This window comes from Polaribacter irgensii 23-P (genome assembly GCF_000153225.1).
GTDB classification, from domain to species: domain Bacteria; phylum Bacteroidota; class Bacteroidia; order Flavobacteriales; family Flavobacteriaceae; genus Polaribacter; species Polaribacter irgensii.
In genome coordinates this window covers 1,404,773-1,421,409 of record NZ_CH724148.1, presented here as the reverse complement: position 1 = coordinate 1,421,409, position 16,637 = coordinate 1,404,773, and the positions used below count along the sequence as shown (strand labels likewise).

Here is a 16,637-nt window from a genome sequence, read left to right as displayed (position 1 = left end):
GCTCGGGTATCTTTTTTCGCTAATACTAGTTTTTCTTTTATTCTATTAATTAAACTGCAAAAACATCGTTTTTTGCTTAACACCGCTAACACGACTCACAGTGATGATTTTAAAAATAATTACTCCGCCTGCCTCAATATTTCGTGACCCGCTTTTAACAAAATCACATCTTTTTTCGCGGTATCAACATCACCCCGCATCATGTCTTTGACCAAAGAGGCTAAATCATATTCGGGCACCCAGCCTAATTTGTTCTTTGCCTTTGAAGGATCCCCAATTAACAAATCAACCTCTGTTGGTCGAAAATAAGATGGATCCACAGACAATACTTCTTTCCCAATTTCTAATTGAAAATTTTTATGATTACACAATAAAACATATGCTTTCTCATCTACTCCTTCCCCTCTAAATTCTACCTCGATCCCTACTTCGATAAAAGCCAAACGCACAAAGTCACGAACTGTAGTTGTTACTCCTGTTGCAATTACCCAGTCTTCCGGTTCATCCGCTTGCAAGATCATCCACATCATTCGAACATAATCTTTCGCGTGACCCCAATCACGTTTCGCTTCTAAATTTCCTAAATAGAATTTATCTTGTAGTCCTAAAGATATCTTTGATACCGCACGAGTAATTTTCCGGGTTACAAAAGTCTCTCCTCTCCTTGGTGATTCGTGATTGAATAAAATACCATTACAAGCGAACATATTGTATGCTTCACGATAGTTTTTGGTAATCCAAAACCCGTATATTTTCGCAACTCCATAAGGAGAGCGTGGATAAAAAGGAGAAGATTCATCATAAAAACCACGCTCATTTTTATTTTCTGGCATCCCTCCATACAATTCTGAAGTGGAGGCTTGGTAAATTCTTGTTTTCTTTTCCAATCCCAAAATTCGCACTGCCTCTAATATTCGTAAAGTTCCTAATCCGTCAATATTACCTACATACTCAGGTGTATCAAAGGAAACCGCAACATGTGACATCGCTCCTAAGTTATAAATCTCATCGGGTTGAGTTTCTTGAATGATACGTGTTAGATTCATTGCATCGGATAAATCTCCATAATGCAGTTTTAACCGTTGATTTGGATCATGGGGGTCTTGATACAAATGATCAATTCTATTAGTGTTAAAAAGCGATGCTCTTCTTTTAATACCGTGCACCATATATCCTTTACCTAACAACAACTCTGCTAAATAAGAACCATCTTGTCCCGTAATCCCCGTGATTAAAGCTACTTTCATATTATTTTATTTCAGTTAAACTGTCTACAATAGACGAAATCACAATCTCACTTCCTTAATATCCTCTATATTCTCTAAAAACCATGCATAGGTTTTTTCAATTCCTTCTTTAAACGCTGTGCTATATTCCCAGCCAACATTTTTCATTTTAGAAACATCCATCAATTTTCTTGGTGTTCCGTCTGGTTTTGAGGAGTCCCATATAATTTCTCCTTGATGCCCTGTTACCTTTTGAATGGTTTTTGCCAATTCCTTAATGGTAATATCTTTACCTGAACCCACATTGTATAAATATTCTGGCAATTCATTTTCTAAAGCATATACAACTGCTTCTGCCATATCATCTACAAATAGAAACTCTCGCATGGGTTTTCCACTTCCCCATAAAACAACATCAGCATTATCATTTTGTTTTGCTTCATGAAATTTACGCAGCATCGCTGGCAATACATGTGATGTTTCTAAATCGAAATTATCAAAATAGCCAAACAAATTTGTCGGCATTAAGCTTACATAGTCTTTATTAAATTGTTTTCGAATCGCTTGACATGCTTTTACTCCAGTAATTTTTGCAATGGAATACCACTCATTAGTAGGTTCTAATGAATCTGTCAATAAATATTCTTCTTTTAGCGGCTGTTGAGCAAACTTCGGGTAGATACATGAACTTCCTAAAAAAATAAATTTATCAATACCTGCCGTATGAGCACCATCTATTAAATTATTTTGAATTTGCAGATTTTCCATTAAAAATTGATACGGAAAATTATTATTGGCAAGTATGCCCCCAACTTTTGCTGCCGCATCAATCACTACTTCTGGCTGTTCATGATTGTAAAAATCATTAACAGCCTGCTGATTTCTTAAATCTAATTGCTCACTTGTTTTACCTAACAAATTGGAGTACCCCTTCTGTTCTAAAGCTCTCCAAACAGCAGAGCCTACCATGCCTCTGTGTCCAGCTATATATATTTTAGTATATTTTGTAATCAATTTATTTTTTTTTCTAAGCTACTGACGGTAGTCTATTTTCTATTGTAAAAATATTCGTTTTTTTAATGAATTCGATATCACTGAACGCAGCAAAACTTTTTGCTGTTTATAAAAAACCCAGTCTCACCTTTTAATCTTTAAAGACAAATTATTTTGATTTTTGAATAACATAATACAACATTGCTTATTTCAAAGCCCACTCTGCTTTTAAACTCTTTAAATATTTCTTTCCTAAAATAGCACCTAAACTAATGACAAAACCTAAAAATAAATACACGATTAGAATTATCGCTCTTTTAGGCCCTGACTTTTCTGATGGAATGCTTACCGGTTTTAAGACTGTAAATAAAGGGGTGTCTTTTTTTACCTGCAATTGTTGCGTTTCTAATTTTTTCGCCAATTCAGAAAACACAGAGAAAGCAAGATCATAATCAGATTGTAATTGCAATAATTTTGTTCTACCCAGTGAAGTATTAATCCCGTTATTCTGGTCTTGAAAACGCGCGAGTGTAAATTTAACTGAATTGAACTCATCTTTTTTTTCTGCATAACGCTCCTTAATATAATTTAATTGAGCAATCGACTTCTGCGTCTTGAAATTTAAAGCATAGTCCTGCAAAGTAATTTGAGCTTTTAGTGCTAATTCTGCACTTGCTTTGGCTTCTGGTAAAGTTACTGAAATAGAGATATAACCCTCCTTCGCATTTACACTTAAACCTAGCTGTGCTTTTAAACTCTTAATTAAAACACTTTCTGTTTGACTAATAGAAATAATTTCATTTTCCTTATCAAGTGTATTTTTCTCAATGATTTCTGCATCAGATTTCAAAAATGAAATTAATAGACTTGGCAAGCCCAATGTATATTTTTTAATAATATGCAATACTCCTGGACTATATATGTTTTCGTAATAATATTGGTAAGATACAAGCTGCTCTTGCCCTTCAATAGTTAACTGCGTATTTAAAAGTTCTAACTGAAAAGGAATGCTGTTTACTATTAGTGGATACAATTCTGGTGAAATTTCGTCACTACTCCCACCTCCGCCTAGATTGATTCCTGCCAAAGATGCTAAACTCCCCAAACTTCCTCCAGAAGACTTTCCCTGTACCAAAGGCACAAAGGTAGTAGAAGCTGTGTACTCATTCTTTGAAAAAATTGCTACAAACAATCCCAAAAAAGCAAATACCAACGTTATTTTTAAAATTGATCTACGTGCATTCCAAAATTCTTTTAATAAAGCGATGATATCGATGCTGTCATCTCCAGTTAGTGGTATATTTTTATTTTCTTGTATCATCTGCTTTTAATTCTATTGGTATTCTAGTTGAACTGTCAAAAAACTATCTTAGCATGGTTTGAATTAGAATTCCTAAGGTCGCAATTGAACTTGTAATCCCCAAGATTTCCGCTGTAGACATCTTTGCTTTTTCTGGTTTGGCTGGCACAAAAATAGTTGCCCCTGGCGCCAATTTAGGGTACCGTTTGTAAAAAAAGAAATTGCGTACTGTTTTGATATCCCCATTTGCATAAGACACATAAATTTTTGATTTTTTTGCCGTTTCTCCAAAGCCCCCTGATTTTTCAATATAAGTTCTCAAAGACTGGCCTTCCTTAAACAAAACCAAAGAGGGTCTTAAAACAATTCCTAAAACCTCTACCGTTTGACTTTTGGCAGGAATCATCAAGACATCCCCTTCTCTTAAGAACATGTCAATTTCAGACCCTTTGTTGCTTAAAATGCTTACCAAATCAATTCCAATTTTAAATTCTGTAGCCGTCTCCTCCATTTCCTGCAAAGCCTCCACATCCAAATTATCTCCTTCGCTATTCGCAATATTCTTTAAAATCTCCTTGGTTTTTTTTTCCTTTATTTTACGGATTAGTGCAGCTCCTTTGATGTCTGCAAAATCGGTTAGACCTCCAGCCCTTTTTATTAGATCTGAAATGCGCTCGTTTTTACTCTCTAAAATATAATCTCCTTCATATTTAACCTCACCCTTTACAACAACACTTTCCTGTGCACGATATCCTTTTTCGTATCGAACATTTACAATGTCAAAGGGGGCTAAATAAAACGGATTTCCATTATTGAGCGACAAGTTTCTCTCTGAGGACACTGCAAATATTTGGCTTAAGGATGCAAAACTCCCGTCTTTAAGTCTTCTTGAAACACTGATCACTTCAGGATCTGCACCTTCTTGTAGACCTCCAGACATTGCAATCACATCTTCTATTTGTAATTTTTCAATAAAATCGATGGTTTGCGGGGTATTCACAGCGCCCGAAATTGAAATGGTTCTTTCTTCTCTTAGTTCCTTTTTATTGAAAATTCGAACCTGGTCTCGCGCGTTCAAAAGAATCTTGACTTCTCCTTTTAAAACCGCTTCAACGGAAAAGGCAATGTTCTCTTTATTCGCCCCCTTCTCTGTTCTTACCAACAGTCCTCTTGGTAAAAAAGCATCTGGTGTCACACCTTCAGCCTTCGTTAAAAGCATTTTTAAATCCATGTTGTTCGTCAATTCGTAATCACCCGCCCGAAAGACTTCACCTTCTAAAACAACTTTATTCTCAAAGGTGTCTAATATTTCTTGCACCACTAACTTATCTCCAGCCTGCATTTGAAAACTAGAAGCCTCTTTTAACACCACCTCTTTCACTTCTTTTCGAGTCCCATTTAAACGTTCTATAACCAATAAACTCGTGTATGCTTTTGGTGTAAAACCTCCAAAATACTTCACTAAATCAAAAAGTGTCTGCCCCTCCTTTAACTCGTACAAACCGGGTCTTTTAACAGCACCTTCCACAGAAACTAAATTTAGATAAGGCCCTACTAATAGTACATCCTGGTCTTGTAGTTTCAAGTTCCCCTCTTGCGTTCCAAACAACAAATAGCTATAGATGTCTAAAACCGCAACCACCTTGTTTGCACGCACCAATTTAACCGCTCTAAAAGTTCCCATTTTGGTAGGACCGCCAGCCACATACAAGGCATTTAGTACTGTAGACAAAGAATTTAACGCATAAGTTCCTGGCACTTTTACTTCCCCAATAATATTTACCTGCACGGTTCTAATTTTAGAAACGGTGATGTTGGTATTTATTTTATTATAACTGTTGCTGGGGGCTGCAATCCCTGCGTGTTTGCTCTTTAATTTCGATCTTATTTTTTTGCTTGCGTTTTCTAAGGTAAAGCCATTAATAAAGATAAAGCCAATGCCCTTAATTTGAATGCTACCCGCGTTATTTACCGTTGCATTATAGGTTATTTCTGAGGCTCCCCATAAATCAATCATAATTTCGTCTCCTGGACCTATTTGGTAATTTTCAGGAACTGCAATGTTGACGGCGGGTGCAAAGGAAATTTTAGCGTTGTTAAAGAAATCATAGCCAAAAAGCAATGGCTCAGGAGAATTTTCTTCAAAAAGCTCCCCTTCTTTCAAACCATAAGGTTCGTTTCCAAGTAACTCCTTTTCTCCCTCTTCTATAACTGCTGCCGCTATTGGTTTGTTAGACACCAAAGCATTTACTCTTCTTTTAAAATCTGCTAATTTTGATGCGGATACCCCTTGTGCTTTCCCCAAGACCTCTACCTGCTCCATGGTATAGCCTTTTTTCTGCACCCTTGACCAATAAGAGGCTATTTCTTCATCTGACAAAGCATTCACATCGATGTCTTTAATACTACTAATATCCTGTGAAAATACGATACTCGTAAAAAACACTAAAAGCACTAAAAGGTATGTTTGTCTGTTCTTTTTCATTTTTCTTTGTGATAAAAATTATTTTTCCTGATCGCTGCAAATATACTAATTTATGAAGCACAGTAAAATAAAATAGTTGAAATAACCGTAGCTGTAAATAAAAATATAAACTATTGATTTATAACGAAATGTATCTATACATCGCAAAAAAAACCTGTTTTCATTTGTAATTTTTCTACCAAAAAACAAAAAATTCTTCTTTAAAAAAAAGTTCTTTTAAGCAGCAATTCTGTTTAAAGACAGCTTACCATAATATTGCACTTTTACCTCTGTAAGACATTTGTATGCTTTGCCACTTTTTACCGCTGGTTGTTGTGCACAAACTACTCAAACACCGATGCTGCTATCGTACTTCTCACAAATTCAAGCTCCTTTCTTATAAAATTCCTAAAATACCTTTATTAGAGAAAGTTCTTTCCTAGGCAGTCGAAAAATACACAAACCACGCTAGGCACTAGAGTGTTATGTTGTCCCACTGCAAATGTGATGTATCATCTCCCTGTCTGGCAGTGCTCAAATACTTTGCTCTAAATGAGCCAGATTGTACTAGTTTCTAACACCTGTTTCCCCCAGTTAATACGCATTCTTTTTCTCCAAAACCCACCAGTCTTCGGACGCGAACATTTCACGCTGTCCTGCACGAGGTATCCTCGCATCTTTAAAGTTCCTTTTATTTTCCTATTTGATAATATTCAATTCCCTTTTTTTCTAACTGAAAAGCATTGTACTGATTCCTGCCATCAAAAATAATTGGTAATTTTAAGTGCATCTTAATTTCTTCAAAATCTGGAGAGCGGAACTCTTTCCATTCTGTTAAGAGAATAAGTGCCGTTGCCTCTTTTAACACATCGTATTTTACATCACAGTAGACCACTTCTGCAATGTCTTTTAAATAGTATTCTTTTGCTTCTCGCATGGCCTTAGGATCGTATGCTTTTATTGTCGCTCCCCGAGCAACCAGCGCTTTGATCGTATAAATTGCCGCAGCTTCCCGCATGTCGTCCGTTCCTGGCTTGAATGCCAATCCCCACACCCCAAAAGTAAGTCCTGTTAAATCTTCTCCAAATCTTTGAATAACTTTATTAGAAATTACGAATTTCTGGGCATCATTCACCGAAGCTACAGCTGCGATTAGATGCGCATTGTACCCCTGTTCTTGCGCCATCTGTTGCAGTGCTTGCACATCTTTTGGAAAGCAGGCACCTCCATATCCCGCACCTGGATAAATAAAACTGTACCCAATTCTGTTGTCAGAACCAATCCCAATGCGCACTTGATTGACATCTGCACCCACACGTTCACAAATATTCGCAATTTCATTCATAAACGAAATTTTAGTGGCCAACATGGCATTTGCTGCATATTTTGTCATTTCTGCGGATCGAATGTCCATGGTAATAAAACGATCATGCGTTCTAAAAAACGGCGAATACAATTGCTTCATCGCAGCAAAGGCCGCTTCTGATGCCGCACCAATCACTACCCGATCGGGCTTCATAAAATCTGCAATCGCATCTCCTTCTTTTAAAAACTCAGGATTTGAAACCACATCAAAGTCAATGGAAAGACCTCTTAGAGCAAGCGCTTGCTGAATGGTAGCTTTCACTTTGTCTGCGGTCCCCACAGGCACTGTAGACTTGTTTACCACCACCACTTTTTTTTCTAAGTTTTGACCAATGGCCTTGGCCACCGCCAAAACAAATTGTAAATCGGCAGCACCATCCGCATCCATCGGTGTACCCACAGCAATAAAAATAATGGATGCCAATTGCATCCCTACCGCTAAGTCTGTTGTAAAAAAAAGGGTTTTATTTTTGGTATTCTTCAAAACCATGGCTTCCAGACCTGGCTCAAAAATAGGCAAAATGCCCGCTTTTAAATTTTGAATTCTCTCGCTATCAATGTCTACACAGGTCACTGTATTTCCCATTTCTGAAAAACAAGCACCAGAGACCAGTCCTACATACCCAGAACCTACCACTGTAATATTCATTTATTTCTTTTTTAAACAGCCACTTGCCTTTCAAATGCAGTACTGACTCTATTCAAGATTTCTAGACTTTCTAGCGCAATTCAAATTACTTTTATCTGTTTAAATTTTCTTTCTCCTGCACTTCTTTTCGCAAACCACTGCTAGAAAATCGGTGCTCTCTCTTGTTAAAATACAAGTCGATTCCTTTTTCTTCACAATAAGCTCTTCCTGTAAAATTTTTAGTAGCGTACTCATCTCCTAAAATGCGCACGTCAATTCTAAAAGAGCGCAGCACGTCTTCTAAGTCCTGCTCTGTAGCATAAGGAACAATCTCATCTACATATTTACATCCTTTCAGCTGAATGTAGCGTTCTACAACAGACTGAACAGGGTTGTTTTTTTCTGGACGGTCTATAGTAGGATCTGTTTGTAAGGCACAAATCAAATAATCGCATTGCCTCTTTGCATCCTCTAGCATTTTTATATGTCCCGCATGCAAAAGATCAAAAGCACTAAAAGTAATTCCAATTTTCATATTTTTTTATTTTTTATCAAGCAACCAAGAGGAAGATTGTATTTTTCCTCCCAAACCATCAATGAGTTCAATTTTTAATTCGGAGCAAATAGGCGCTTCGGGTATCGAACTGTTATTTTGGTCACCTCCATTGGCAAAACCCAGCTGGTATTCTTCACCATAAGCGTCAAAAATAGCGCGAATAGAGGCACAAACTGTACGGTCTTGGTCAATAGAAATAATAGCCTCGTCTACTGCTTTTATATTTTGAACGATAAACAAGCGCTCTGCTTCTTTTTGAAACTCTTTGGATCCTTTTAAGACTCTTTGTGCGTCGTTATTCACGATTACAAAAAGTGCATCTGCCAGCGCTTTCGCGTGGTTAAAATACTCCAGATGCCCTTTATGTATTGGATTAAAATATCCCGAAACAATAATTGCCTTTTTCTTCATTTTTTCACACTTGATTGAAAGCAAATATAGACTATTTTTTTAGTTCAAAAATGGGTGTTTATACCCTTCGTTGCTTATCTCAGCATTCCGAATGTCGTGCACAATCTCAATAGAGGGACGCACCACTTCCAATCCAAAACCTTGGTGTTGTAATATTTTTTGATAACTAAGGGTGTGTAATTCGGTAAAGCCATCGCTAAATTCCAATTCCTGGCTGTCGATGGTAATGGCTCTGAAAGTTCTTTGTTGCTTTTCTTGCACTTCCTGCGGAAGATCTGCTGCGTCAATGGACAAAAACCAACGCACGCGCGCATTTTCAAACTCTAAATAACCTGCTGCTTTGTGTGGAGTTCTCAAATGCACTGCATTCTCTTGTACCCTTCCAAAAACCCAAGAAAGCATGTCGTAAAAATGCACTCCAATATTGGTGGCGATGCCTCCAGATTTTGATTCCTCTCCTTTCCAAGAAGCGTCATACCACTTCCCTCTGGGAGTAATGTACGTCAAATCAATCTCATATTTCCCCTTTTTCTCGGTGGCGTCTACCTTTTTTTTCAAATCGATAATTGCAGCGTGCAAACGCAATTGAAGAATGGTATTGATATTGCCCTGAGATTCCTTTTCGATCGCTGCCAAAGCATCAATATTCCAAGGATTTAATACAATTGGTTTTTCACAAATGGCATGTGCACCACTGCGTAAGGCCATTCTAATATGCGAATCGTGCAGGTAATTTGGAGTACAAATACTTACATAATCGAGGGGGACTCCTTCATTTCTCTTCAACTTTTCGATGTGACGGTCAAAACGCTCAAATTCCGTAAAAAAATTGGCGTTTGGAAAATAGCGGTCCATAATTCCCACAGAGTCGAACTTATCTAAGGCCGCAATTAGATGATTGTTGGTCTCTTTAATCGCTTTTAGGTGTTTGGGAGCAATATACCCTGCGGCGCCCATCAATGCAAAGTTCTTCATCTTTATAAGGTTTTGTGTACTTCTTTGGGATTGAAAAAGTTTTTTACATCATACACAACAGTATGCTCTTTTTTCAAGGCCTTTAAATCTATCTTTTCAAATTCTTTATGGGAAACGGTGAGCACAATGGCATCAAACTTCTTCTTTGGCACCGTTTTCTGAGAAACTAAATTGTATTCTTTTTTAAGTTCTTTGGGGTTTGCACAAGGGTCATAGATGGTTACTTTTGTCCCAAAGTCTGCCAGTTCATTTACCACATCTACGGCTTTGGTATTCCGCACATCCGAACAATTTTCTTTAAAAGTAATTCCCAAGACCAATACCTCCGCATCTCTAACTTCAATCGCATTCTTAATCATTAATTTTGCAACTTCAGCAGCAACAAAAGGCCCCATGCTGTCATTGACTCTTCTCCCCGCTAAAATAATTTCGGGGTGATAGCCATACTCCTTTGCTTTGTGTGCCAAATAATAGGGATCTACACCAATACAATGCCCTCCAACCAAACCCGGTTTAAAAGGCAAAAAATTCCATTTTGTCCCTGCCGCCGCTAGTACCTCATGGATGTTGATGTCCATTAAATTAAATATTTTTGCCAGCTCGTTTACAAACGCAATATTTATGTCGCGCTGGGAATTCTCAATCACCTTTGCGGCCTCTGCGACTTTAATGGAAGGCGCCAAATGTGTACCTGCTGTAATTACTGAGGCATAGAGGGCATCTACTTTTTTACCGATAGCAGGAGTTGATCCTGAGGTAATTTTTAAAATTTTATCGATGGTATTTATCTTGTCTCCGGGATTGATGCGTTCTGGCGAATAGCCTGCAAAAAAATCTGTATTGAAAACCAAACCAGAAACTGCTTCCAAAACAGGAATGCAGTCTTCCTCAGTGGCTCCGGGATATACCGTGGATTCGTAAATAACGATGTCTCCTTTTTGAAGCACTGCTCCCACCGTTTTACTCGCTTCTAGCAAATGCGTGAGCACAGGAATGTTGTTTTTGTCTACCGGGGTAGGCATGGTAATAATGTAATAATTACAATCTTTTATCGCTGCAATTTGTGCAGTACAAAACAATCCTTTGTCGGCATTAGGTTCTGCAACCAACACTGCTTTTAAAACCTCCGACGCTACTTCTAAAGTACTATCTGTGCCTGCCATCAACGCTGCGACTCTTTGTGTATTGATATCAAAACCAATAACGGCATATTTTGTTGCAAACAATCTTGCCAATGGCAAACCAACATATCCCAAACCGATAACGGCAATTTTTATCTCTTTCATTTCTTTATTTCTAGCAGCGAATACGTGCTGACTTTGGTAATTTTTGACGCTGCAAAAAGGAAAATCTCCACAGAGAACCCCTTTGCTATAAAGGCTGCACCTGCGCAAACAACACAGGTCTTAAAAATCATGTCAAAGCAAAGTTAATGGTTTCTTGCGTATTTGCAAGAACTTTTGCAGGAGATCCCCCGCTTTGCTATTTTGGGAATTTTAAAAGTGGATTGTAGCCTTTGCTTGCAGCCCATTTGTGTGCGCTGTGGTTTTGATGACATCCCTTTCCCGAGTACCGTATCTTGTGTATCGCTCTACAAAAAGGATAGAAAACGATAGGATACACTTCCTGCCTAAAAAGGCAGTCGTGCAGCCCTGAAAGACCGCTATTGCAACTGCAATTTTTACTTCTCCAACTGGAATTCTCTTTTTTTAGGATTTCTTTGATAAAGGAGGAAAAGTCTCAAAAATTTAGTCATTTAATATACAACATAAACTCATGGTTGATCAACTATAATATCGAAGTGTAAAAAATAGTAGGCCTTCCCTTTAATAATGTACACTGTTTTTAATTGTGGAATAACTTTCTCTTGAGAAACCCAAACTATTTGACCTATCTCTAATGCACTTACCGAACGTATAACTTCTACCTCAAAAGGAGTAAACAACTGCTTTAACAAATTGTTACAAGGAACTATATAAATCCATTCTGAATTGCTGTGTTCAAGAGGCTCTGCTCAGTCTTTATCCATCATATATTATCGTATACCGTTGGGTCTAGAAACCAATTCTGCTCTTGGTTTTGCATCGCATTCGCTATTCCAAAAATGAATTCAAAAGCATTGACATTACACTCTAAGTTTGAGTCTATATAACTCGGCTTGTTGGCATCCGTCATTAGGTTGTAAAAACTCCAAAGATTAATCTCTCGTTCATTACTTCTAGAGAAATTTTCATCCCATAATAGTTCTTTACTACCGTGCTAATTGGGTTATCCTTCATTAACAGTGCCAACTTGCCAACTTTTTCTGTCTTATTTAGGTATTAGGATAACTTCATTTTTCCTATTGTGTGCGCAAACTGCAACTCATTCAAATGAAACCTGTTCATACGCTCCATATTCCCTAAAAACCGATCTTTATCGAATGAAGATATTAGTTTGTGAATCTTCTGGTTTTAGTTCAGCAACACTAATTCCCTAATCTCTGCAATTAAACCATCAGTGCTGATACATAAATTGGTACACACAATATTCTTAAAACCGATAAAAACTTGGAATCGTTCTAAACCTCTGTTGCTAAATAAATTTTCTTTGTTTAATGCGCGAACTCCACCTACAACTTGGGATAGACTATTATTGTTCATCTTTTCTGTCAAAGTTGGCAATTCAATCATAAATGCAAGTCTTTGATAATATATTGACTTTTCCTCAGGGGTAAACTCTGTTATAGACTTTCCTATAGCAGCAGCCACCCTAACTTGCATCGTGTGAGAAATCTTAATATTTAGCTGAAAAACCTCTGTATTGGGAAATTTAGTATGGACTAATTCAGATGTAGCATTTATAAACTCAGCATGAGAAATGGATGGCATGTTGTCCGAATAAAAAGGGGTTAAGCATTCTGTTTTTAAATAATGTAAGTACACTTTTTGTGTATTAACTTCTATAAAGTTTCCACTTGACACCAAAACCGCTTCTTTTGAAATCAACTGATTTTCTATATGATTAACTGTTACTAATTCCATTATGGTTTATTTTAGATTGTTGAATGATTTGATTCTTTGGCAATACTTGGGAAGAAACTGTCTCCAACGTCTTCTTTCTTTCCGTTATTAATGGTTTTAACGCTTCCTGTCTATCGGGGTACTTCGCGTACACATGCCTTAACCCTTCTATACCAATACATTGTCCTATCTCCCTCTGAGTTTCTTCTCTATTCCTCCAATGAATTTCACCGCACCATGCTTTTATCTTTTTCCCTGTATTAGAACTAATTTTAAATTCTGGTGCGTTTACAAATACCCCAGTTCTATACTTGGTGACCTTAGCACTATCTGCTGTATCGATGTCAAATACAATCGTAAACTCGTAATCAAGGTCATTTCTTTGAATAGCTTTCAACCCCACCTTCTCAGGCACCATCTTGCCATTTTTTTGATTAAGTACGGAATCTTGTTTTACCCTCGTCGTTGCGATAATATGAGCATCTGAGCTTAGGGCTTTATTAATAAATGTATTTTGCATCGAAGTTATCTTTGCCCAATTAGCAAACGAATTCCCTGGCATATTAATACGAGTTTCTAACAAATAGTTCCAGATTTTCGAAATTCCATCCAGAATAATCACCTCCATTCCTGCGTTCTCTCGCAATCCAATAGCTTCTATACACCTTTCTAGTGAATATGGTTATTCCATTGAGACCACATTATAATCTCCCAGATGTGCGTATAAATCTGCTGACTTATTCTCAGTGTCTATTATAGCTATTTTAGTGTAGTCTCCTCCTGTTAATCCTTTTGCTGATAGAAGTGCAAAGTACGTCTTACCGCTTCCAGCACTAACTTAATTTTAGCTTGTTTCCTTTCAGATTTACGTATTTCCATAGGTATGTTTTAAATTGTTATTAAATAAGAAAAGGGCTTACACATCCATTGCATAAGCCCTTTATTCGAGACGACATCATGGTTAAAGTACTACCTCGCAATCAATTACTTGTTGTGTTACTTGAAATAAGCCAAAGTAGTCCTCAGCACTTGACCTATCTGCATTCATGAGATGAGACATGCTTAATTGTGATTCTCCGTCTTCAGTAAAACTCAGATTACATAGATAGTTTTTACCTACTTCAACACCATAACCATAATTTGAAGCATAACAGATTGCTGTTCGCTGAACATCTTCTCCATTTGGTAATTGAAACCCTTGCGTTACAATTTTGTAGTTTTGCCATTACTATTTTAAATTACATTCTTCTCTACCTCAAGCAAGGTTGCATTAAAAGAAAATTCACTTTCTCCAGTCTTTAAATTCTTAAATTTCTTGTACTTTGTCATACTTTTAAATTTTAAGTTATGAGATAAGTTCATCCTATCTCTCAAAATTTAAAAAGTGTACTAAAGTTAGATTCCTGAGCGGAGCGAAGTCAAAACCCCCGTAGACCCAATTTTAAAATTACGGGGGGTATAAAGTTGTATTTACCTCTCACTCAACACTGTTTTTTAAAAAAAATAAAAAAAATATTAATTTTATTTCAAATACTTGAATACCTGACTCTAAATATCCAGAAATTTGTAGTAAAAAACATCTCCATGAAGCACCTTCATGAAGTACCTCTCTTACACTTGATCTTTAACAAAACCTAAACCTCTTTTTAGGGTACAAGATTCTTAATTAGCGTTTTATAAATATTTTAAAGAAATAGGTAAGTAAATACATGTGAAAATATTCAAAATAAAAAAAGAAAAAAACATACTGACAAACAGCACATTAAAGGATTCACTATCCCTGAATTCAGAGGTAGAAGACCCTAAATTCAGGGATAGTAAATTTATACCATTTTCAGGGATTGACACGCACCCATTTATCTTTTAAATTTAATTGACAAACAGGTGCTAAAAATGATACGGTAAAAAGACTACCACTATAATCGAGATTTAGAAAAAATAGTTAAGTGAATTTAAATTTTAAAGATTAAAAGTTATTCTGATGCTATTTTATTTATTTAAAGGAAAACACTAATCGGGAACAAAAATTCCTCTTGTCCGGAGAAAATAGCCTGTAAACAGGAACTCTGTTCTCCATATAACACCTAATGAATAATTAGACCGAAGTTTAACCATATCCGAGAAAGTTCCCTACTTGGAAGAAAAAATAGAAAGAGGAAGATACGAGAATTTTACACAAAATACGTTTCTTAAAAAAGAAGGTAAAATTGCAAGTATTCAATACTCATAAAAAAAATGAATGCGTAAAATAGTAACACAAATTAAAATGAAAAATTTAAAAAAAATTTCTGCTTTTATAATTACATTAATTAGTTTAACATTATTTACAAACTGTGAAACTGAAAATTCTGAAATGACAGATAATAAGTTGGCTATGATAGACAACATCGGTTTAGAACATAATAAAGCTATGGATAAGATTCTATTAACAATAAAAAAAACAAAGCGTAGTTAGAAAAGTTTAAAACTAAAGGAAATAAATTCTTTGATAGAAAAAGGAATTAATAACTTTTACGAAGAAAGTTCTTTTCTAAATAAAGCTCCAATGTCTAAAATAGCTGTAACCTACTTTAATAATAATAAGCATGTAAACTATAAATATTTAAAATCTTCAAATGGACCTAATATATTTTCAGATGAGTTAAGTTTAGAACTAAATAAACTCGACGAACTATCTAACGAATATTTAAATGAAGAAAATAACAGAGGAATTGAACTTTATAGCTTAACTCAAGAATTAAAGAATAATATACCCGAAAGTCTAAAGGACGAAAAAAATAAAATCGCTTGGTTGGGTGCAGTTGACGTTATGGGACATTCTGCAAAATATTGGAGTACAAGCTACATAGACTGGTATGAAGCTGTAAACGAACAATATACAGGTAATAAGTCAAACGCATTATCAAGAAAAGGATGGTGCGGTAGATTTTGGAAATCAGTCAAAAAAGTAGTTATAGCTGATGCTAAAGGCGCGGCATCTGGTATTGTGTTGCACGCAATAACTGGAGGAGGTAGTGCTTTAGCGGGAGGATTAGGTGCATCTGCTGGTGCAGCTGTTGGAGAAATCTTAAAATAAAAATATTATGAAATGTATAAAAATTTTATTATTGTTAGTTATATGTTCTCCTGTTTTTGGGCAAAATAATACTTCGTTAAAAAATTCCACTTATATTTTAGATGATAAACAAGCTAAATTTATTGTTTTTGATAGCAATAATGACTCCGTTTTAAAAGGAGACTTTAAAAATGATAATTTCAAATCAAAAAAATATTTATTTGAGAGTGGAGTTATTTATTATAATAAAGATTCCATAGGTTATTATTCTGATAAAAAAATATATTTTGAAAACATGAAATTTAAGTTCAGAACTCCGTTATTTAAAAATAACCTAATTGAAAATATAGTGTCAAAAGAGAAAATATGCGAAGTAGAGGAAAATGATAATTTTGGAGTTGAAGTTTCTTATAAAATAAGTATCGAAAAAAATTCAACGTTAGTGGTTTTAACTTACTGGTCTAATATTATGAAAATAAATAAAATATTAAACAAAAGAAATAGTGATAATGACTTTATTTTAGGATTTGTTACTGGAGCTATTACTAATAATTAACTGCACACAACTACGTTTAAAAAAAATAGCAGTTGAGCGTAAACTAAAAGGTTTGTTCTTATCTGCTATTTTTCTTTTAAACCAAAAGTAATGGCATTTCAAACTG

15 protein-coding genes are annotated in these 16,637 nt (G+C 35.8%); 3 read left to right on the top strand and 12 right to left on the bottom strand.

What is annotated here, in order from left to right:
* Positions 1 to 119 precede the first annotated feature (119 nt).
* From gmd to PI23P_RS06250, 12 genes are all read right to left on the bottom strand, one after another.
* Positions 120 to 1,247, bottom strand: a complete 1,128-nt coding sequence (gene gmd / locus PI23P_RS06305; protein ID WP_004569928.1) for a GDP-mannose 4,6-dehydratase — start codon at positions 1,245 to 1,247, stop codon at positions 120 to 122.
* A gap of 39 nt (positions 1,248 to 1,286) precedes the next feature.
* Positions 1,287 to 2,237 carry a GDP-L-fucose synthase family protein gene (locus PI23P_RS06300; RefSeq protein WP_026288353.1) on the bottom strand — a complete coding sequence of 317 codons (951 nt, stop codon included), beginning with the start codon at positions 2,235 to 2,237 and terminating at the stop codon, positions 1,287 to 1,289.
* Between the two features lie 187 nt (positions 2,238 to 2,424).
* Positions 2,425 to 3,540, bottom strand: a complete 1,116-nt coding sequence (locus PI23P_RS06295) for a Wzz/FepE/Etk N-terminal domain-containing protein (protein WP_004569926.1) — start codon at positions 3,538 to 3,540, stop codon at positions 2,425 to 2,427.
* 43 nt (positions 3,541 to 3,583) lie between these two features.
* On the bottom strand, positions 3,584 to 6,004 hold the full coding sequence (locus tag PI23P_RS06290; RefSeq protein ID WP_004569925.1) for an SLBB domain-containing protein: 2,421 nt from the start codon (positions 6,002 to 6,004) through the stop codon (positions 3,584 to 3,586).
* 670 nt (positions 6,005 to 6,674) lie between these two features.
* Positions 6,675 to 7,997 carry a UDP-glucose dehydrogenase family protein gene (locus tag PI23P_RS06285; protein WP_004569924.1) on the bottom strand — a complete coding sequence of 441 codons (1,323 nt, stop codon included), beginning with the start codon at positions 7,995 to 7,997 and terminating at the stop codon, positions 6,675 to 6,677.
* A gap of 91 nt (positions 7,998 to 8,088) precedes the next feature.
* Positions 8,089 to 8,511, bottom strand: a complete 423-nt coding sequence (locus tag PI23P_RS06280) for an adenylyltransferase/cytidyltransferase family protein (protein WP_004569923.1) — start codon at positions 8,509 to 8,511, stop codon at positions 8,089 to 8,091.
* A gap of 6 nt (positions 8,512 to 8,517) precedes the next feature.
* Positions 8,518 to 8,943 carry an adenylyltransferase/cytidyltransferase family protein gene (locus PI23P_RS06275; RefSeq protein ID WP_004569922.1) on the bottom strand — a complete coding sequence of 142 codons (426 nt, stop codon included), beginning with the start codon at positions 8,941 to 8,943 and terminating at the stop codon, positions 8,518 to 8,520.
* Positions 8,944 to 8,982: 39 nt separating this feature from the next.
* Complete coding sequence (locus PI23P_RS06270) at positions 8,983 to 9,918, bottom strand: Gfo/Idh/MocA family protein (protein ID WP_004569921.1); 936 nt, start codon at positions 9,916 to 9,918, stop codon at positions 8,983 to 8,985.
* A 2-nt stretch (positions 9,919 to 9,920) separates the two neighbouring features.
* Positions 9,921 to 11,204, bottom strand: coding sequence for a nucleotide sugar dehydrogenase (locus PI23P_RS06265; protein WP_004569920.1), 1,284 nt, complete (start codon positions 11,202 to 11,204; stop codon positions 9,921 to 9,923).
* 742 nt (positions 11,205 to 11,946) lie between these two features.
* On the bottom strand, positions 11,947 to 12,120 hold the full coding sequence (locus tag PI23P_RS12350) for a DUF3871 family protein (RefSeq protein ID WP_238300042.1): 174 nt from the start codon (positions 12,118 to 12,120) through the stop codon (positions 11,947 to 11,949).
* A gap of 251 nt (positions 12,121 to 12,371) precedes the next feature.
* The gene (locus tag PI23P_RS06255) at positions 12,372 to 12,941 is read right to left on the bottom strand and encodes a DUF3871 family protein (protein ID WP_004569916.1); all 570 of its coding nucleotides are present in this window, start codon (positions 12,939 to 12,941) and stop codon (positions 12,372 to 12,374) included.
* Entirely contained in the window at positions 12,922 to 13,548 is a 627-nt protein-coding gene (locus tag PI23P_RS06250) for a DEAD/DEAH box helicase family protein (protein ID WP_004569915.1), read from the bottom strand. The genes PI23P_RS06255 and PI23P_RS06250 overlap by 20 nt, the downstream gene beginning before the upstream one ends.
* 1,611 nt (positions 13,549 to 15,159) lie before the next feature.
* Here PI23P_RS06250 and PI23P_RS06245 point away from each other — a divergent pair.
* Genes PI23P_RS06245 through PI23P_RS06235 form a run of 3 tightly spaced genes read left to right on the top strand, consistent with a single transcriptional unit; the run spans position 15,160 to position 16,531 of the window.
* Positions 15,160 to 15,375, top strand: coding sequence for a hypothetical protein (locus PI23P_RS06245; protein ID WP_004569913.1), 216 nt, complete (start codon positions 15,160 to 15,162; stop codon positions 15,373 to 15,375).
* Between the two features lie 30 nt (positions 15,376 to 15,405).
* A complete protein-coding gene (locus tag PI23P_RS06240; RefSeq protein ID WP_004569912.1) occupies positions 15,406 to 15,996 on the top strand; it encodes a hypothetical protein in 591 nt (196 codons plus the stop codon).
* A gap of 7 nt (positions 15,997 to 16,003) precedes the next feature.
* The gene (locus PI23P_RS06235) at positions 16,004 to 16,531 is read left to right on the top strand and encodes a hypothetical protein (RefSeq protein WP_004569911.1); all 528 of its coding nucleotides are present in this window, start codon (positions 16,004 to 16,006) and stop codon (positions 16,529 to 16,531) included.
* Positions 16,532 to 16,637 lie beyond the last annotated feature (106 nt).